17 protein-coding genes and 1 rRNA gene are annotated in these 19405 nt (G+C 40.6%); all 18 read right to left on the reverse strand.

The genetic code is table 11. The features are described 5' to 3' along the window. Positions 1-92, reverse strand: a 16S ribosomal RNA gene (locus tag ACU1JV_RS21045); the annotation flags it as partial. 375 nt (positions 93-467) lie between these two features. Beyond that, positions 468-2483, reverse strand: coding sequence for an NAD-dependent DNA ligase LigA (gene ligA / locus ACU1JV_RS21050; protein WP_058830153.1), 2016 nt, complete (start codon positions 2481-2483; stop codon positions 468-470). A 94-nt stretch (positions 2484-2577) separates the two neighbouring features. Continuing rightward, positions 2578-4902, reverse strand: coding sequence for a DNA helicase PcrA (gene pcrA / locus ACU1JV_RS21055; protein WP_058830154.1), 2325 nt, complete (start codon positions 4900-4902; stop codon positions 2578-2580). 41 nt (positions 4903-4943) lie between these two features. Next, on the reverse strand, positions 4944-5654 hold the full coding sequence (locus ACU1JV_RS21060) for a heptaprenylglyceryl phosphate synthase (RefSeq protein WP_413987084.1): 711 nt from the start codon (positions 5652-5654) through the stop codon (positions 4944-4946). Positions 5655-5780: 126 nt separating this feature from the next. Then, the gene (locus ACU1JV_RS21065) at positions 5781-6653 is read right to left on the reverse strand and encodes a phosphatidylinositol-specific phospholipase C/glycerophosphodiester phosphodiesterase family protein (protein ID WP_058830155.1); all 873 of its coding nucleotides are present in this window, start codon (positions 6651-6653) and stop codon (positions 5781-5783) included. Between the two features lie 221 nt (positions 6654-6874). After that, positions 6875-8275 carry an undecaprenyl-phosphate glucose phosphotransferase gene (locus ACU1JV_RS21070; protein ID WP_013373301.1) on the reverse strand — a complete coding sequence of 467 codons (1401 nt, stop codon included), beginning with the start codon at positions 8273-8275 and terminating at the stop codon, positions 6875-6877. Further along, positions 8272-9180, reverse strand: a complete 909-nt coding sequence (locus ACU1JV_RS21075; protein WP_058830156.1) for a glycosyltransferase family 2 protein — start codon at positions 9178-9180, stop codon at positions 8272-8274. The genes ACU1JV_RS21070 and ACU1JV_RS21075 overlap by 4 nt, the downstream gene beginning before the upstream one ends. Before the next feature lie 370 nt (positions 9181-9550). Next, the gene (locus ACU1JV_RS21080) at positions 9551-9643 is read right to left on the reverse strand and encodes a putative holin-like toxin (protein ID WP_219727884.1); all 93 of its coding nucleotides are present in this window, start codon (positions 9641-9643) and stop codon (positions 9551-9553) included. Between the two features lie 182 nt (positions 9644-9825). Further along, complete coding sequence (locus tag ACU1JV_RS21085) at positions 9826-10737, reverse strand: glycosyltransferase family 2 protein (RefSeq protein ID WP_238790992.1); 912 nt, start codon at positions 10735-10737, stop codon at positions 9826-9828. A gap of 192 nt (positions 10738-10929) precedes the next feature. Beyond that, positions 10930-11802: a dTDP-4-dehydrorhamnose reductase gene (rfbD, locus tag ACU1JV_RS21090; protein WP_025674868.1), complete on the reverse strand. Its 873-nt coding sequence runs from the start codon at positions 11800-11802 to the stop codon at positions 10930-10932. A gap of 1 nt (position 11803) precedes the next feature. Then, positions 11804-12823, reverse strand: a complete 1020-nt coding sequence (gene rfbB, locus ACU1JV_RS21095; protein WP_058830158.1) for a dTDP-glucose 4,6-dehydratase — start codon at positions 12821-12823, stop codon at positions 11804-11806. A 92-nt stretch (positions 12824-12915) separates the two neighbouring features. Then, positions 12916-13464: a dTDP-4-dehydrorhamnose 3,5-epimerase gene (gene rfbC, locus ACU1JV_RS21100; RefSeq protein ID WP_058830159.1), complete on the reverse strand. Its 549-nt coding sequence runs from the start codon at positions 13462-13464 to the stop codon at positions 12916-12918. 37 nt (positions 13465-13501) lie between these two features. Beyond that, the gene (locus tag ACU1JV_RS21105) at positions 13502-14245 is read right to left on the reverse strand and encodes a sugar phosphate nucleotidyltransferase (RefSeq protein WP_164964456.1); all 744 of its coding nucleotides are present in this window, start codon (positions 14243-14245) and stop codon (positions 13502-13504) included. 235 nt (positions 14246-14480) lie between these two features. Next, positions 14481-14894: a GtrA family protein gene (locus tag ACU1JV_RS21110; RefSeq protein WP_238799227.1), complete on the reverse strand. Its 414-nt coding sequence runs from the start codon at positions 14892-14894 to the stop codon at positions 14481-14483. Beyond that, positions 14884-15270: a DUF2304 domain-containing protein gene (locus ACU1JV_RS21115; RefSeq protein ID WP_058830161.1), complete on the reverse strand. Its 387-nt coding sequence runs from the start codon at positions 15268-15270 to the stop codon at positions 14884-14886. Before ACU1JV_RS21115 ends, ACU1JV_RS21110 begins: the two co-directional genes overlap by 11 nt. Beyond that, positions 15267-16001, reverse strand: a complete 735-nt coding sequence (locus ACU1JV_RS21120) for a glycosyltransferase family 2 protein (RefSeq protein ID WP_081317873.1) — start codon at positions 15999-16001, stop codon at positions 15267-15269. Before ACU1JV_RS21120 ends, ACU1JV_RS21115 begins: the two co-directional genes overlap by 4 nt. Then, positions 15982-18093, reverse strand: a complete 2112-nt coding sequence (locus tag ACU1JV_RS21125; protein ID WP_155617177.1) for a DUF6020 family protein — start codon at positions 18091-18093, stop codon at positions 15982-15984. Before ACU1JV_RS21125 ends, ACU1JV_RS21120 begins: the two co-directional genes overlap by 20 nt. A gap of 78 nt (positions 18094-18171) precedes the next feature. Beyond that, on the reverse strand, positions 18172-19404 hold the full coding sequence (locus ACU1JV_RS21130) for a glycosyltransferase (RefSeq protein WP_058830163.1): 1233 nt from the start codon (positions 19402-19404) through the stop codon (positions 18172-18174). Position 19405: the final 1 nt, after the last annotated feature.

Below are 19405 nucleotides of genomic sequence, written 5' to 3' on the forward strand. Positions count from 1 at the left end.
TAGAAGCAAGCTTCTAAATAACCCCGCTCGACTTGCATGTATTAGGCACGCCGCCAGCGTTCGTCCTGAGCCAGGATCAAACTCTCCATTAAAGACCAACCGAAGTTGGTTTATAGAAAGAGCGATTAGCTCATTTTTAAAGCTAGCGATTCTTCTTTATAAAAGAAGTAATCTTTATTTCATCATCCATTTGTTCAGTTTTCAAAGAACTTGTCTGTCTTCGTTTGTGTAACGAGTCAGGAATTAGATCATACCATGTTAGTTGTTTACTTGTCAAATCTTTTTTTGATTATCTTTTCAACAACCTCGCTTCAAGAAATGCTATTCTCAAAGCAACGTCTAATAATATATCATGCCTAAAGTTATTTAGCAAGCACTTTTTTATACTCTTGTTCTTTACTATATAACAGATAATAAGGCAGCCACTCCGCTCTGGAACGGAATGACTGCCCTCATTACAAAAACTATTATTCTTGTTCTAACAGTCTGATGAATTCATCCTCATCTTCTATGGTGTCGATTCCGAGCTGTTGTGCCTTAGCCAGCTTGCTCCCAGCCTTTTCACCAGCTATGACTAGATCCGTCTTTTTCGATACAGATCCGGCAACTTTGGCTCCCAGCGCCTCCAGCCTTGACGCAGCTTCATCACGCGTAAGCTGATGCAAGGTACCTGTAAGCACAACCGTTTTCCCACTGAAAAAGCTGTCTATCTTTTTCACCTGTGGAGCTTCGGGAGCCTGAGCTTTTACCCCTAGAGACAGCATCTTTTCAATCCCTGCTTGAGTAAACGGATCGGCAAAGAATGCAACAATGCTTTCAGCTACAATCCCACCTACATCCGGTAGTTCTTTCAGTTCATCCACCGTAGCGGACATCGTCTTGTGCAAATCACGATAGTGTTCAGCCAACATGCGTGTCGTCGCTTTACCGGTATTCGGTATGCCCAGAGCATAAAGGAAAGAGGCCAAATCTCTCTCCTTACTCTTTTCAAGTGCCGCCAAGAGGTTATTGGCCTTTTTCTCACCAAACCGCTCCAGCTTCACAAGATCATCATATTGCAGAGTATACAGATCCGCAGGTTCACGAACTCCCAGTTCATCATGCAGTTGGATGGCTGTTTTGTCACTGAACGTCTCAATGTCCATGGCATCACGTGATGCAAAATGGGAAATGCGGGCCACAATTTGTGGTTTACAACCTAGCTTATTGTCACAAAATAAATGGGCGCCTCGCTGCTGCAACGGAAATCCACAAGCTGGACAATGCTCTGGAACAACAATTTCCTCCCCATCGTTCTCAGATGTTACTTTTCCCAAAATCTCAGGAATAACATCGTTTGAGCGACGAATAAACACACGCGCCCCCAAGGCAAACTTCAGATTCTTACGCTCGATATCACCAGCATTGTTCAGCGTACAATTTTGTACAGTGACTCCCGCCAGCTCTACCGGTTCTACCCTAGCCAGTGGAGTGATCTTCCCGGTTCTTCCTACATTCCACTCGACCGAGTTAAGCACCGTAGTCGTTTCCTCTGCTTCGAACTTATATGCCACCGCCCAGCGTGGGAATTTATCGGTATATCCGAGAACCTCACGTGTGCGCATATCTGTAATTTTCAATACTGCCCCATCAATAAGATAATCCAAACCGGCACGGGATTCTTCAATCTCAATTAACTGCTCCATTACATCATCAAAATTATCAAAGTAAGTTAGGTATGGGTTTACCTTGAAATGATTTTCACGCAGGAAGGTCATCATCTCCTGGTGGCTGTTAAACTGAATACGGTCCGCATAGCCTACATTATAGAAAAATGCATTCAAACGCCGCTCTGCTGTTACTTTGGGATTCAAGTTACGCAAAGCCCCTGCTGCGGCATTTCGTGCATTTTTAAGAGGCTCTACGGCCTTCTCATTATAATTGGACAGTACGGAGAGATTCATGATCCCTTCTCCCTGCACCTCAATAGTTCCATTTTGAAAAGGAATTTTAAGTGGCACGGATTTAATCGTCTTTACCTGTGCCAGTATCCCCTCACCTACCACACCATTACCACGGGTAGAAGCCTGCACCAGTTGTCCATCCGTGTACGTCAGGTTCAGCGTCAGTCCATCAAATTTTAGTTCTATCGCATAGCCTGGAGATGGCAAGGGTTGCTCCGGGTTCTTGGTATTGTAATCATTGACCAGCTTCACGACACGCGCGTTCCATGCACGCAGCTGCTCCATATTCTGAGCTTTATCAAGGCTCCATAATGGAGCGAGGTGGCGATGCGGTGTGAAGCCCTTGAGTATCTCCCCACCCACACGCTGTGTTGGCGAATCCGGCAGTACAAGACCGCTTGTTTGTTCAAGTGCTACCAGTTCGTCATAAAGCACATCATATTCTTTGTCGCTGATCTGGGGGTCATCCAATGTATAGTAGTGATAGTTATATGTGTTCAGTTCAGCAACAAGCTGCTCCATCCTGTGCATTGGGTTCATGCAGGCGTATCCCTCCGGGAACTTCATTAGGGCAGAGGCCTAAGCCAAGCTGCCCTATGAGGTTCGAGATTTAATGAAATTTGAGATTTAAGATTTATTCTACTTTTGTAATCGGCGCAAAGCCAGCCAACAGTCGCTTAACCCCTACTGGAGCCGGGAAAGCAATTTGAAGTTCCATATCATTGCCCGTCCCTTTTACAGCTACAATGGTTCCAATTCCCCATTTGCCATGCTGTACCTTGTCTCCGGCAGCAAAAATGGATGGACCTCCTGTCGAAGCAGTCGAAGTTGGTTTTGCGGGCGAGGAAGTGGTCACTGTTACGCGGGGCGACGCGGAAGCAGACGAGCCACTACGGCTCATCGTATCAAACGAGCGCTCTCCACCAAAGTTGCTGCCACTGCTTTTGCCCAGTCCGCGGCCACCATAAGATCCGCCTACATTGCCTGAACGACGGTAGCGGTCACGCTTGATGATCGTATCCTCTTTTAACTCATCCGGAATCTCTTCGAGAAAGCGGGAAGGCGGGTTAGCTGTGGTACGTCCAAACAGAGTGCGCATCTGTGCGCATGTGAGGAACAACTGCTCCTCAGCACGGGTAATCCCGACATACGCCAATCTGCGCTCTTCTTCCAGCTCTTCATTATCCAAAAAGGCCCTGCTGTGAGGGAATACCCCCTCCTCCATACCGACGATAAATACGATAGGAAACTCCAATCCTTTAGCGCTATGCATGGTCATTAATACAACCGCATCACTTTGCTCCTCTTCATCGTCATTCATGGAATCAATATCGGCAATCAGAGCAAGATCGGTCAGGAAGGAGACAAGTGACTTGTCTTCCGTCCCTTTTTCAAATTCCATGGTTACCGACAGAAACTCATCAATATTCTCCAAACGCGAGCGTGACTCAAGTGTATTCTCGTTTTGCAGTTCCATTCGATATTGAGTGGTTTCCAGCATTTTTTCGGTCAGCTCAGTAACTGACAGATAATCCACCATCCGACTTAAACCCTCGATCATATCGTAAAACTCTACAAGCGCATTGCGTGTGCGCCCAGCAAAGCCCAAGTCATCCACCACTTGAAGCACACGGAAAATTGAAACCCCACGTTCCGCCGCAGCTGCCTGCAATTTGCCGACCGTTGTGTCGCCGATGCTTCGTTTCGGCACATTAATGATTCGGATCAAGCTGATATCGTCGTCAGGATTGGACAGTAGGCGAAGATACGCCAGTAAATCCTTAATCTCTTTACGATCATAGAACTTGATTCCGCCCACGATTTGGTAAGGAATATCCGATTTAATCAAAATTTCCTCGACTACCCGAGACTGGGCATTCGTACGGTACAAAATAGCATGATGGCTATAGGTTTTGCCCGCCTTTATATTCTTATGAATTTCTGAGGCGATAAAGTAGCCTTCGTCATGTTCGGAGTCAGCACGATAAACCTTAATCTTGGCACCGCCTTCTTTGTCGGTCCATAGTTTTTTCGGCTTACGGCCTGTATTTTGGCCAATGACTTCGTTAGCCGCATTAAGAATATTCGAAGTTGAGCGATAGTTCTGCTCCAACAAAATAGTACGTGCTTCTGGGTAATCCTCTTCAAAGTTCAAAATGTTGCTAATATCCGCCCCCCGCCACCGATAGATGGATTGGTCGCTGTCACCTACAACGCATAGCCGGTGATGCTTGTCAGCCAGCATTTTGCACAGCATGTACTGCGCACGGTTCGTATCCTGATATTCATCAACATGAATGTATTGAAATTTCTTTTGGTAGAAATCAAGCACCTCAGGCACTTCTTTAAAGAGCTGAATCGTTGCCATGATCAGATCATCAAAATCAAGAGAGTTGTTATTTTTGAGCCGTTGTTGATACTTGGTATATACCTTCGCCACAATTCCTTCAAAATAATCGCCAATCTTGCGCTCATACATTTCGGGAGTGACCAATTCATTTTTAGCCGTACTCATCATAGACTGAACCGCTTTGGGTTCAAACTTCTTAGTATCTATATTCAAGTCCTTCATGCAGCTCCGAATGACAGACAATTGATCCGTAGAATCCAAGATGCTGAAATTGGAGGTAAATCCGATCCGCTCAATATCCCGGCGTAAAATACGCACACACATGGAGTGAAAGGTGGATACCCACACATCTCTCCCCTGCGGGCCAATTAGCTTGGATACGCGATCCTGCATTTCACGCGCGGCCTTATTCGTAAAGGTAATCGCCAAAATACCCCATGGAGCCGTCTTGCGGGTCGCAATGAGGTAAGCTATTCGGTGCGTGAGCACCCGTGTTTTACCACTGCCTGCGCCAGCCATAATCAGCAGCGGACCATCTACCGCCTCCACGGCCTGACGCTGAGGCTGATTAAGGCGAGCTACCGCCTCGTGTATATCTATTGATTGCATGCGTGCATGCTCCTTTCCCTGAGCTTCCATAAATTCACGTTCTATACTTCCAATTTCACAGCTACCGTTTCCAGTGCTTTCGCCAAGTCACGATAAATGATGTTCCCTACTACAATGGTGTCACAAACAGCAGCCGCTTGTAACGCGGTAGATTTATCCACGATACCTCCTCCGTATAGGACACGAGAGCGCTCCGTACTGCGATGTATTTTCTGCACCAGCTCCATATCCCCAAAAGCACCGCTATATTCCACATATACAATCGGCAGATGCATAAGCTTGTCAGCAATCTGTGCATATGAAGCGGCAGCAGAAGCACTCAGCGAAGTATCCGCACTGGTAAGCTTAGCGACGGTGGAATCACCGTTCAAAACAATATATCCTTCCGTCACAAGCAAATCCCAAGGGATCATATAACCAAATTGCTCAATCGCACGTTGGTGCTGGCCCATGATCCAATTACTGTCACTGGTATTCAGCACCATGGGAATCATATACAGATCAAACCCCGGCACTACAGCTTCCAGATCGGATACCTCAAGCACACACGGCACCTCGTAACGCCGAACCCGTGACAGCAAATCCACCGTATTTTCATACGTTACGCCCGATGAACCGCCTACCATAATGGCGTCCGTACCAGACATACACACGGCATCAAGCGCTTCATCATTCAGTTCCTTGTCAGGATCAAGCTTAAATACATGCCTCCATGATTGAATTGAATCTGCCAACACACATTCCTCCAGCATCCATTGCTTTTATCATCATCCAGACGAGCCGAATTTTAATATCCAAAAGCGTTCTATGCTAAGTCTATGACAGTGCTTAAAAGGTGTCAATGTTCGTATCAAATGGGAACACCGAGTTCAGACAGCTTATGGTCTCAGCGCATACAACCAACTGCCTCTACTAAGTTCTTTTTCCGTTAAAACGTCTGTATAGAAACCTCTTACACCCATCTGTTCGTACTCAGTAGCATCCTTCAACTCGTTAATCGTATTTACATAGCACACTGCCCCTGCCTGACGCAAACTTTCAACTAAGGCACCATTCACGCGATTTTCCGGTAAAGTTACTTCCGTTATATCATGTTGTTGAACAAATTGAATGATCTGGTCATCCGTATCTTCTGTAGCATAGAGCGTATAAATAATGGATGTATAAGGATAGATACTCCGTAACGTTTGCAGCATTTCCTCATTATAAATTTGAGGGACAATACGAGATAAAAGTTCGGGATTTTTCTCCTGAGCCTGACGGGTCAGTTGCGCAAACAACCGTTTGATTTGGGCAGAGTCCTGTTCTTTCGTATCGGTCACAATATAGGCATCCGGGTACTTTTCCAATAAATCCAATACATCCTTCCAATCTAGTGGAGTATAGGAACCGTGTATAGGGGTGTTTTTAAATTGATGATAGCTCCAAGGCTTTCCGCCCTGCTCTGTAGCAACTGCGTGTTCCTGTTGCATTTGTTTTGTAAAGGATTCTGTCCATTCATGGCGTGCCACCAAATGTCCATCCGAAGTAAACATCAGGTCGACCTCGAATACACGGCTGCCTTTTTTATAATTTTCTACAAACGCTTCACGCGCATTGGTATAAGCCAAACCATCAACGGCTCCCATGGCATGCGAAATTACGCGGTGTGTGGTAAAGCCAGTATGTTCTTCTGTAGATTGTCCTTTATAAGCCAGTAAAAATGTACCGATTAACATTAAAAGAATAACCGCAGCAATCACTCGTTTCATAGGGTGTCACATCCTTTTCGTACAGGTCAATACCCTACATACACCTACTCAAAACAGCTCTATATCAGCTGAACTAAAAAATGTACATATAAGTAGGCAAAATAGTGCTGAACTGGTGAAGCGCGTATTCATTGGCCTTATTATTGAAATCTCGGGACGTTGGCTATGGAAGTGTAATAGACACAAAAATACCCTCCGGCTAAGCCGAAGGGTGCTCTGAATTAATAAGCGTTTTTGAAGCCGTTACGGATTGTACGAAAAATAATTTTAATATCGAATAAGAGCGACCAGTTCTCAATATAGAAGATGTCGTGCTTAATCCGTTCCTCAATAGATGTATCTCCACGTAACCCGTTACTCTGTGCCCAACCTGTAATTCCAGGACGAACATGATGCTTCACCATGTATTTTGGAATTTCCTCACGGAATTGATCCACATAATAGGGCCGTTCCGGACGTGGACCAACGACACTCATATCACCTAACAGTACGTTGAAAAACTGTGGCAGCTCATCGAGACTCGTTTTACGAATAAAAGTACCAAAACGTGTGCGTCTTGGGTCATTAGCAGTCGTCCAGCCCGTATCTTCAGTTCCAGGTGGCAGTACCCTCATCGAACGAAATTTGTACATCCGGAAGGTGCGACGATTCAAGCCTACCCGCTCCTGCTTAAAAATAATGGGGCCTCTCGATGTGACCTTCACACCAATCGCCACGGCCAGCATAATGGGAGAGGTCAGAATAATGGCGAATAAAGAAAATAAAATATCAAACAGACGCTTAAACAATCGATTCCCTGCTACATCCAGTGGAATATCTCGTACATTGATCATCGGCATACCTGCAAAGTTGTCAAAGTAAGGTCGTGCCGGCAAATAATCAAAGAAATCGGGAATAATAAGCGTGCGCACTCCAGCCTTTTCACACATGTTGATAATCTTGGGATACTTATCATGAGCATCCAGCGGCAACGCCAGAATGACCTCATCAATCATCAGGCGCGACAGCGTTGCCTCCAACTGATCTAATCCTCCGAGAATCGGGCGAAAATGAGCCTCTTCCTCTTCGTTCCAATGCCGTTTATCATCCAGAAACCCTACTACTTCATAGCCTAAATCAGGATATTGTCCAAGATTATGATAAAATCGTTGGCCTAAAGAACCTGCTCCAAGAATGAGCATGAATTGCTTATTGTATCCTTTTTGACGGAGAATTTTAAGAATTTGCTTCAAAAAATAACGATAAAACAAAATAATCAGCACATTACCAACCATATAGATCGCCAGGTAGGACCGCGAGATGTCGATTTGCTTTACGAAAAACATTACACTCAACAGCACAAACAGACCAACAATGTGAATCTGGGTAACGCGAAATACATCATCTGCAAACCTCTTTTTGCGCTTTGGCGAATAGAGTGAGAATAACATCCCCAGCACTACAGCAATCAGACCGTATATTAAGCTCCACCCTCCATATACTTGAATAGGAAGCGGCTCTTTATAAGTGATCCATTCACTTTCAAATTTGAAAAACCAAGCGATCAGAAAAGATAACTGAATGACCGCGAAATCCGCCACAATATATAATTGGGTTAAAAAACGCTGATTTCTGCGTATCATGCTTTCACCTCAGTACGAGATTGTTCCCCGCCGTCCGGCTTAACCGGTGCAGACAACTTATTTTTAAGAAAAGCCATTCCAAACTTCACCGTAATTCCCGTATATACAGCCATGTTAGTGATCCAGCTGTATTGCTGTTTATAATGCTTACGATGAAATACCCACATCGCTCTATGAAACTCATAAATAATTTTCAAAGGACGACGGCGAGCACTGCCTCCTTTGATATGAATAATATATGTGCGTGGGTAGTAGTAAATGCCCCAACCGGCTTGTTTAATCCGATAACACCAGTCTATATCCTCACCATACATAAAAAAGGTTTCGTCCAATCCGCCGACCTGGTCAATCGTCTCCTTACGCACCAGCATAAAAGCACCAACCAGTACATCTACAGGATACTCATCATCGGGGCTTAGATGCCCAAGCTGATATTGGTTGTACTTCGGGTTATCCGGGTAACGCTTCGACCAGCCGAAAGCATAGTAAAAAGACGCCGACGGCGTTGGAAACCCTCGCTTACAAGCCTTGTCTAGCGAGCCATCCGGCAGAATGACCTTACAGCCCGATGCCCCCATCTCCGGGTGTGTATCCATAAACTGAACCATTGTATCCAGCGTATCCGGCTGCACCAACGTATCGGAGTTCAATAGCAATACATAACGCCCGCTAGCTACTTCCATCCCCTGATTGTTCGCCTTGGCAAACCCTGTATTATCCTTATTAGCTATCAATGTAATATCCGGGTACGCAGCACGAATAGCCTCAACAGACCCGTCACTGGAGTGATTATCGATAACAATGACTTCATATCGATACTGCGTCTTTGACGCATACACTGACTGCAAACAATCCAGCGTCAATCGACACGTATTATAGTTGACGACCAGTATGCTTACATCCATATTTAAAACGCTCCTGACAAATTCAGTAATCTATTCTACTATCGCCTATTATAGCATACCGTGCAGGCCACGGGGCGCAAAAAAGCACATAACTTGTAACCTTGCATAGTTAGTAGAATTTCACAAAATTCGATTCCAGTCGCTCCAAAGTACAAATATAGACAAACGAAACCATTTCGATCTATATATTGTTCATTGGAAGTCGTTTATTAGATTTTTGTAAAATCCTCGGTTGAGGTCTAAATTTCATCGTGGTAAGATATACATGGAAAAAGGGCTGGTGCCAGCCAGCCCCGCGCAACCAACGCTCCAAGAGCGGACGGTTTTAGAACAATCAGGCCGAAAATAGACCCTTCCTTGCGGGGGCGGTCTATTTTCGTTTGTTAAACTCTAACAGTGTGACGATTAACGCCCCGAACGTCAGCATTAAACTGAGCGCCTCAAACACTGTCACAGGCTTCACCCCCCTCCTCGGGAGAGTTAGCCGACCGCCCTTGCCAGCTCTATCGGTTGCACGTTTCAATTATACTATATATTTCCAAAAAGGAACACGCATTCGATGGTATTTTATCTAGCATTCATTTGCACCTTTGATTATTTGACGCTCTATATGGAAAAAAGTTTCAATATTTTCCTTTCCATCTTCTATAATTTCCCCAATATAAAAACTAACTTATAAATCCAGTTGTCCAACCGTGACTGCCTATAGAATGGAGATTGCCCAATATATCTCATACGAGAAAGCACACCCTTTTGGTAGCTATCCAGGAATTGATCCACATCTCTGTACAATTGAGAAGGCATGTCTTGTCCATATAGTTGAACAAATTGCCGGGCTTGCTTACTTAAAATATAGCGGTTTTTTCCTTTCACAAATCTACTTAGTCTCTTCCTCCACTTGCCGATCCAGCCATCCGTTGACCCTCCGAGCACATTGTTTTGATGCTGCCGATACCAAATGGACGGCTCAGGATCAAAAACGACCTCACCAAAAGCGGCGGTACATAAGTAAATCCACCAGTCATGCATGATAATGTTATCCAAAGTATCTGGCATTCTCGTTTTCACGAACTGAAGTGTTTGTTTATTGATTACCATGGTACAACCTACACATACATTCTCGATGAGAGCATTATATAAGGATAAAGGTCTGGGAATATCGGCTGGCCATACCTTGAGGGGTTCCAAGTTTTGAGAGACCATTTGGGTAGCAGAACAGTACATCAGCGGGCGGCTCTCATCCTTTTCCCTGAGCTGAGCTACAGCCCGAGCAAGCTTTTTCGGCATCCACACATCATCCTGATCACAAAAAGCATAATAGTCGAATGTCTCGGAAGATCTTTGAATCAGATCAAAAAAGCTCGTAATAACACCTACATTGCTCTTGAGGCATAACCTAATCTGTTGAGGATAGTGTTGCTCCAGTGTAATCAACTTGGCTACCGTATCATCTGTCGAGCCATCATCACGGATTAGAATCTGCACTTCTACGTCTTTTTGATTGATGAGACTTTCTACCTGCTCATCTAAGTAAGCTGCTCCATTATATGTAGACAATAAAACTTGTACGTTAGGTTTGTTCAGAGTAATGCCCTCCTTCTTTGAAAATATGGGCTACGGGGACATGTATGTCCCACCTGCCTATACATTATAATGCTCATCGTCCTTAATCAACATAGTCTTTAATATAATAAAATCTCCCAATCCTGAAATGATGGGAGATTTTCGATAGCTATAATAAAGTTTTAATTATTCAGATTCATCAAAATACTCCTGCAAAAAGTCACGCAATCCCTTGCGCCAATCCTGTAAATCGTGGAATCCGTTGGTCCGGATCGCAATATGCTCCATCACGGAATTACGTGGCCGCGCTGCGGGTCTGGGAAACTGCTCGGTGCTGCACGGTTCTAAATTTGCTGTGACCTTTACAGCATATAGCTCTGCGGCATCCTGAAAAATAGCTTGTGTGAACTCGTACCAGGTGCAAGAACCGCTATTGGATGCATGATATACGCCATACTTCTCTGTTTGAATCAATTCCGCCAAAAAACGTGCCAAATCCACCGTATAGGTAGGTGAACCCTTCTGATCATTTACCACCTGAAGTTGCGACTTCTCTTGTCCAAGCTTCAACATGGTTTTAACGAAATTGTTCCCGTACAACCCATAGACCCATGACGTCCGAACAATAAAGTACCTAGAGGAAAGCGTCTCGGTTAACACCTCTCCCGCCCGTTTGGACTTCCCATAGATACTCTGTGGATTCGTATTATCATATTCGTGATAAGGCTGCTCGGTGGTCCCATCAAATACATAATCTGTACTGATATAAACCAGTTTAGCTCCTACTTCTTCTGCCGCCAGTACCATATTACGTGTCCCTGCCGCATTTACTTGATAAGCTCTATCCATATCAGTCTCCGCCGCATCCACCGCTGTATACGCTGCACAGTGGATTACAGCTTCAGGCTGATATTGTCCTACTATTTTCATCGCTTGGTCCAAATCCGTAATATCCAGCTGTTCCCGATCATATCCAAGAATATCATGCCCTTGCTCTTGGAAGACCTTTACCACATCCTTGCCGAGCTGGCCGGATGCCCCAGTAACCAATATTCTCATTTTACACGTCACCTAAGCGTGAACCATACTGCTTAGCATAATATTGCTGATATTCACCAGATTGAATGCGAGTCCACCATTCCTCATTGTCCAAGTACCAGCGAATCGTTTCTTTAATGCCGGTCTCAAAAGAGTGCTTGGGCTTCCAACCCAGCTCGTTCATGGTTTTGCTCGGGTCAATACCGTAACGGCGGTCGTGACCCGGACGATCCTGCACATACGAAATTAGAGATTCTGGCTTGCCCAGCTCCTCCAATACCGTTTTAACGATATGCACATTCGTTCGCTCGTTATTTCCCCCGATATTGTACACTTCACCCAGCTTGCCCTGATGAATGACCAGATCAATTGCGCTGCAGTGATCCTCTACATACAACCAATCGCGAATGTTCAAGCCATCCCCATACACAGGTAGCTGTTGATCACTCAACGCACGTGAGATCATTAACGGAATCAGTTTTTCTGGGAATTGATATGGGCCGTAGTTATTAGAACAACGTGTGATATTCACTGGCAAACCGAAGGTTTCATGATATGCACGAACTAACAGATCACCGCCTGCCTTGGAAGCAGAATAGGGACTATTAGGCTGCAATGGAGTTTCCTCTGTGAACAATCCGGTTTCACCCAGTGAACCGTATACTTCATCTGTCGATACCTGTACAAATTTGGTCACATTATATTTTTTGGCGGCATCCAGTAACACCTGTGTCCCCAATACGTTTGTTTTCACAAACACTTCCGGCTCCAAAATACTCCGATCCACATGCGACTCTGCCGCAAAATTCACCACCACATCAATTCCCTGCTGCATCAGTTGGTCCATCACTTGTGCATCAGTAATATCTGCTTTCACAAAGGTATGTTTGGGATGATCTTCGATGGATTTCAAATTTTCCAAGTTACCTGCATAGGTGAGGGCATCCACATTCACGATTTCATAATCTGGATGCTGCTTTAACATATACAATACAAAGTTACTGCCAATAAATCCGGCACCGCCGGTGACAAGAAGTTTCATACAAGCCTCCTGTACTGAGCAATGTAATAATAGACTTCTGAACCATTTTATTAGCTCAAAAGCATACAAAACATTAATTTTCGTATTAATTTCTAATCAAAATTGATTTCCGCATCTTTCAGTAATGGCTGCTGTTTATCCTTCTCTGAAAGTATCGCCTTGGAGGTAGGCCAATCAATACTCAATGCGGGGTCATTCCACAGTATCCCTCTGTCGTGTAAAGGAGAGTAATATTCATCAACCTTATACAACACCTGCGTATTTGGAACAAGCGTACAAAAACCATGAGCAAACCCCTTTGGCACCAGCAACTGGCGATGATTATACTCACTTAGAATGACACTCATCCATTGTCCAAACGTAGGAGAGCTTTTTCGAATGTCCAGAATCACATCATAGATAGCACCTGTGATTACCCTGATAAGTTTAGTTTGTGCCTTCGGATTTAATTGGTAATGCAACCCACGTATAACTCCTGCATCAGCAGAAAGTGATTGGTTATCTTGTATAAACGTATGAGTAATCCCCTTACCTTGCATTACCTGTTGATTATAACTTTCCATAAAAAAACCACGTTGATCACCATGAACAATTGGTTCTATTACACTAGCGTCTGCCAATCTTAAAGGTATCACCTTCATAATATACCTTCTTTCCTCAATGCTTTAAAACTTCCCCTTACAACTTTAATTTACCAAATTCCTCACCAAATATAATGTTTTGCGTGAGTTCATTTGCTCTTGCAAGCGAAGTATGCGTTCCTGCGTCCGTCCACCAACCTTGAAGAATATCATAGGTCAATGTTCCGTTAGCAATATATGCATTATTTACGTCCGTTATTTCTAATTCTCCACGTGTCGAAGGTTTAAGTGTTTTAACAATATCAAACACTCCGTGGTCAAACATGTAAATACCCGTAACTGCATAATCGCTTTTAGGTACCTGGGGCTTTTCTTCTATAGATAAAATACGTTGATTTTGAATTTCTGCTACACCAAATCGCTGCGGGTCATGGACCTTTTGCAATAATAATTTAGCACCAACATTCTGTTTACGAAAATTTTGTACAAAAGGAGAGATATCATCCTCAAATACATTGTCCCCTAAAATGACAACCATCTGATCCGTACCAACAAATTGTTTTGCCAAGTATAACGCTTGGGCAATACCACCGGCTTCGTCTTGCACCTTATATGTAAAGGTTACGCCCATATCGCGACCGCTCCCAAGCAAACTTACAACATCCCCCATATGTTCTTTACCTGTTACAATAAGAATGTCTGTAATATCGGCTTTTTTCAGCTTATATATGGAGTGAAAGACCATAGGGTACTTACCGACAGGAAGCAGGTGCTTATTAGTCACTTTGGTTAAAGGAAAAAGACGAGAACCAGTCCCGCCCGCTAGAATTATGCCTTTCATATGTCGACTCCTTAATTATTAATTTAAAAATAAGAATAAATTTTTCACCTAGCGTTATAACGCACTCTTTTTAGTTTGTCTTTAGTAGGTAGCAAAAAATCACTCCAAATATTTAGAGTTAATAAGAGTGGAGACTTCAGAGTTCAAAAAATCACTTTACCTAAATAAAGTGATCCAATTTGCACTTTTATTTAGAGTGTTACACCAACAATTTCCTTCAGGCTATGAAAATAGCTCATAGTTTTTCAGGACACTTTTTTCTTTCATTAACATAAGCAAAAGTCCAATACTTGTTTAATATGAAATTAAAAATAGGGACGATAATCAATGCAAAAAATTGTCCTAAAAGATAAGAAAAGTGAAAAGCATAAACGATAACATACATAATTGATAGGTTAAGAACCAAACCAGTTAGAGATACTAAAGTGTATTTAACTAAAATTTTAACCCCCTTCCCTGAAGTACTAAATGTCCACTGACGATTTATAAAATATGAAATCACCAGTGAAAATATAAATCCGATAAATGAAGAAAATATTGGTTCGAAGTTCAGCTTTTCAACTAACAATATTATAGTTGAAGTATGAATAAGGGTCCCCAAAGCACCTACAAACCCATATTTCAAAAATTGTAATAGGTTATTTCTCATGGGAACTCCCTTTTAGGTTTAAGTGTTTTCCCTTAAGTAGATCCACTTCTTTTTTCAATAATCCTATCTCTTGCGAGAGAACTTTAATTTTATTTGAATCCCTTGACAAGGCAACTGTAAGACTATATAAAATAACAAAAATTGAAATTATAGCAACTAAAAACAAGGCATTAACTGGCATCTCAATATAAAAAATACGCGATATAAAAATCAAGACATTTGGAAATAATGTAAGAACAATACCTATTAAATTAATCAATATCCATAATAATGCATATTTCAAGTCTAATTTATAACTTTTGATTTTTCTTATCAATAACATCAATAGTATTGAACATACAAAAAACAAAATAACTTGAAGTTGAAAATGAATCATTGCAATACCTCATAGCTCTTTTTCTCTCTCAACAAATCAATTAAAATCGCTAAAGACACCTTAATCATGTAATATAGCGACTTAACAGATTTTATAGAGGATTCACCTGCCTGTCTTTCCATCATTGTTACTGGTATTTCCATAACTTTATGATTAGTTCTAATTAAATGTACGATTGACTCTGGCTCCGGGTAATCACTTGGATAATATACATTCGCAAATACAGAAATTGATTTACGACCACATGCTCTAAATCCTGAAGTTGGATCAGTTATCTTCACTCTAGTAAAAACATATATTAAATCACTAAAATATTTTATACCAATCCTTCTTATACGCGTTGATTGAAAACCCACTTTTTCGATATATCTCGAACCTATAACCATGTCCGCCTTATTATTTAAAATTGGAGTTATTATATTTTCGATTTGTCCAGGGTCATGCTGCCCATCTCCATCAACCTGAATGGCAATGTCATAATTCTTGTCATAGGCATATTTATACCCAGTTTGCACAGCTCCTCCAATACCTAAATTACAAGGAAGATCAATAACATTTATACCATTTTCCTTGCAAACTAAAGATGTATTGTCAGTAGAGCAGTCATTTATAACTATAATATCGTACTTATTTTTCTTGAATTTATTAATTAACTCTTTAATATTTTGCTCCTCATTATACGCTGGAATTATAACTAAAATTCTCACTTTCTTAAGCACCTTCTTTCCCATACTGTCTTTTCTCATTTATATTACTAAAACACAGAGGTATAATTATAAAAGTACATAAAATGGACGGATACAGATATCTAATTTGCTGTGCTGGAATTGCTGCGAATAATCCTATAACATTAAGCATAACAGGTGAAAAAATAATTAAGCTTCTCAAATTATTGCGAAAAACAAATATTAATCCAAATAACATTGAAATAAAAATATAAAGTGCTGGCCTCCAAAGCACCCAAACTAAATCACTTTCTTGGGTTCTATCAAGAAAAGCTTGAATTCGAACTAATGAATCAGGGATGAGAGACTCAGTTTTCAATTTGTACTTATCTAAATATTCACGACCTGTATGAACAATCCCCCTTTCAGTAAACAGAGTACTAGAATTACTCGGTTGAGATATCCTCCAAACTACAGAGGTTTGCTGTAACCAGCTTTTAATAGCAATTTTAGGTTCTTTTGCAATGAGTTCAAACCAAACTTTCATAAACTGAACTTTGTATTTCCGATCATTAAAAATCAACATATCAAAATTAGAATTAAAGATGATAGGATCTACAACGTAGGGATTATATTCAGATATCCATATTTTAGGATCCATAGCTTTTTTAATAACTTGATTTTGTTCCTCGTCTAATTTCACACCTGATGAAAGAATAGATGCCACCTGTTGAATTGGTATATTAAATGTTAGTATACTTGGACTCGGGACAATATCCAATACTTTTACTAACACACTCTTTATACCAAAAAAAAGCACGAGGACTGTTATACCTATTAGCGCTATCTTTTTCCACTTAGATTTATAAAATACAAGCAATAAGAACTGTGTTCCAATTACTGATATAATTCCATTATGTCTGAACATCAATACTAAAAAAAATGATAGAGCAAGAAGAAATAAATTTTTCTTAGATTTAAACCATTGCTCTTTCCCTGCATACAAATTAATTAAAACAATAGTAAGCAAAAATAAAGATATACTATAGGTCACATCTTTCCATATACTTATTATCATCATTGAATTTACTGGTATCAATGAAAATAAAATAGACATCCCCCAAAGAATTTTTCTATTCACTTCAAATTTTAATAGAGAACGAAACGCATATAGTAAAGCACTAAGAAGAAACATCATTTGAGCTAAAACTATAGCTGCTGGTGAATACCAAATCTTAGTAATAAGCAATTTAAACAATGTATCATAAATTGGATGCGCATCCCCAAATTCAAATGTTGATAATTGTCTCCACTGGTCTAAGGAATCACCACTCATTAATCCAGGATAATAGGATAGAAAATATATACTCCATGAAATTATTATCGGCACTAAGAATACTGCACTATCCCCTTTACCAATAGACAATGATTTAGGAGTTCTTTGAATAGTGATTCTAGTTAAAAAGATAAAAATAGTAAAGGATAATAAGATCAAATCGGCTAAAAACACTAGACATTTCTCAAAAATTGAGGCTCCCTTTAAATTGTCTAAATGAATTTCTTTTGTGCTATCCTCATTAGTACCATAAAGGTCATAGTCGTTTTCTTCACCATCAATAACTAAACGAACTTTACCAGAATAGGGATGGTTACTAAGTTTCAGGCTTATATTACTTTTCACCTTACCTTCCCAATTTATCAAGACATTATCACCGTGTGTATAAACAGGAACCCCATTAATCAGTTCCCAATCACCTATCAAATTCATTTCATTTAATGGTAAAATTCTATTATCAATTTTAATCTCTTTAACCCAAACCTCGATACCTAATGATTGATTATTTTTCTCTCCAAGCGGTTGAACTTTTAAAGTATGATAATTATCAACGTTAAATGGTATCATCAGAAGGATTGAAAATGAAAAAGTAATACTTACAATTAAATTTCGTCTTTTGCTCGCATGTAAATGTTTCGAATCAAAGAATTGTTTAAATAAATTCCTAAGTGCATATCCTATTGTAATTGTTGTAAGCAAAATAAAAAAAACAAAAATCACACGTCTGTTTGTTATACTTGGAATAAAATGATAGACAAAAGCCAGACTTATACAGAAAGAAAACACATAACTTAATGCTCTGGTTATAATAGAGTTATTCATTAGCAACCTCATTCTAATTCTTCTAAAAATAGTTTAAAACAAATAATCACGGAGACAATTCATTAACCAAAATTGATATCATTTAATTATTTTTCTAATTATCAATTTGTATTTTATTTTTCTAAAAAAGCCAAAGACTTCAGGAAAATGTCTGCGTAAAAAAGATTTTGTATTCTCATATATTTTTTGTGTAGCAGTTTGTTTAGTAATCGCATTTTTATTATCCTCCGCTATCACATACCATTGAAAATAAAATTTACTTTTCTTTTCTATGATATCTTTCGAGTTGTGAACAAAAAGACTATTATCCTCACAAATTGATTTTACAGCTTTATAGAATTGTTCAGATGATTCGTCCCAACCTGGCCAATTGTTAGCAGTATCTATAGCTTTATCCTTCAAATCTCTTAATAAAGTAGGAGAATGCTTTAAGCTATTTATAAAATTCAAAACAGCTTTGTCATCATCTTTTGCAGCGACCAAAGCATTCTGATCTGAAACAATATATTCATCATGGCCTGTAACATTATATGTTATCGAGGTACCACCACAATGGAACATCTCGAGAGGAGGACCAAACATTCCTTCCACATAACTAAGTTTGATAATAACATCACAAGATCTGTAAATTTGAGCTGTTTCAAAAATAGGAACTTGGGAGAATACTTTGTCTACTCCAGGGTAAGAACTTATCGGACTTGAAGTTAATAACCAAACTTCATCAGCGTCAGATTGTTTGCAGATTTCTATCGTTTTTGGAACATTCTTGAAAGACACGTCTATTGGCCCTTCTACTAAAACCCTAAGTTTCCCCTCTTCTCTTGCCTGATGTCTAACACCTTCAATCGAATAAATATCTTTTCTAATACCATTGGGCACTAATTTTGCGTCTTTATTAAAGTGTTCATTTAAATGCTTTTGTATCCATTTTGCTTCGGTAATTATGTGCAAGGGAAGCTGATAGGTAGAGTCTACCAAGTGCCGTAGTGATCTCTCATTCTCATCATAAAATCTTGATTCAATAGACTGAACAAAATAAGCATATGTTTCTGCGGTCACTCGATATAGTTCGTAAACAGTTCTCCACCAAGTTGCAATACATACATCAAATTTATCATTTTCGACTTCTTTGTATGTTTTCCAAATTAAAGACCTAGCTTCAGGATGCCAATGTAATCTCTCCATATTAACTTCTTCTTCAGTAATAATTGTTACAAGTACACCTTTTTTGGTTGCTCTTATTGCATGTTCAAAAATTACATACGAACCTCCACTAATATCAGGAGATCCTAATAAGAAAGCCCATTTCATT

The organism is Paenibacillus sp. T2-29, assembly GCF_052921365.1.

Excerpts from the sequence above, each read along its gene's own strand:
- ACU1JV_RS21070 (WP_013373301.1), bottom strand. The coding sequence starts at position 8,275 with ATGATACGCAGAAATCAGCGTTTTTTAACCCAATTATATATTGTGGCG.
- ACU1JV_RS21130 (WP_058830163.1), bottom strand. The coding sequence starts at position 19,404 with ATGAAATGGGCTTTCTTATTAGGATCTCCTGATATTAGTGGAGGTTCG.
- ACU1JV_RS21120 (WP_081317873.1), bottom strand. The coding sequence starts at position 16,001 with ATGGGAAAGAAGGTGCTTAAGAAAGTGAGAATTTTAGTTATAATTCCA.
- ACU1JV_RS21065 (WP_058830155.1), bottom strand. The coding sequence starts at position 6,653 with ATGAAACGAGTGATTGCTGCGGTTATTCTTTTAATGTTAATCGGTACA.
- ACU1JV_RS21060 (WP_413987084.1), bottom strand. The coding sequence starts at position 5,654 with ATGCTGGAGGAATGTGTGTTGGCAGATTCAATTCAATCATGGAGGCAT.
- ACU1JV_RS21075 (WP_058830156.1), bottom strand. The coding sequence starts at position 9,180 with ATGGATGTAAGCATACTGGTCGTCAACTATAATACGTGTCGATTGACG.
- ACU1JV_RS21115 (WP_058830161.1), bottom strand. The coding sequence starts at position 15,270 with ATGATTCATTTTCAACTTCAAGTTATTTTGTTTTTTGTATGTTCAATA.
- rfbB (WP_058830158.1), bottom strand. The coding sequence starts at position 12,823 with ATGAAACTTCTTGTCACCGGCGGTGCCGGATTTATTGGCAGTAACTTT.
- ACU1JV_RS21110 (WP_238799227.1), bottom strand. The coding sequence starts at position 14,894 with ATGAGAAATAACCTATTACAATTTTTGAAATATGGGTTTGTAGGTGCT.
- ACU1JV_RS21105 (WP_164964456.1), bottom strand. The coding sequence starts at position 14,245 with ATGAAAGGCATAATTCTAGCGGGCGGGACTGGTTCTCGTCTTTTTCCT.
- rfbD (WP_025674868.1), bottom strand. The coding sequence starts at position 11,802 with ATGAGAATATTGGTTACTGGGGCATCCGGCCAGCTCGGCAAGGATGTG.
- pcrA (WP_058830154.1), bottom strand. The coding sequence starts at position 4,902 with ATGCAATCAATAGATATACACGAGGCGGTAGCTCGCCTTAATCAGCCT.
- ligA (WP_058830153.1), bottom strand. The coding sequence starts at position 2,483 with ATGAACCCAATGCACAGGATGGAGCAGCTTGTTGCTGAACTGAACACA.
- ACU1JV_RS21125 (WP_155617177.1), bottom strand. The coding sequence starts at position 18,093 with ATGAATAACTCTATTATAACCAGAGCATTAAGTTATGTGTTTTCTTTC.
- rfbC (WP_058830159.1), bottom strand. The coding sequence starts at position 13,464 with ATGAAGGTGATACCTTTAAGATTGGCAGACGCTAGTGTAATAGAACCA.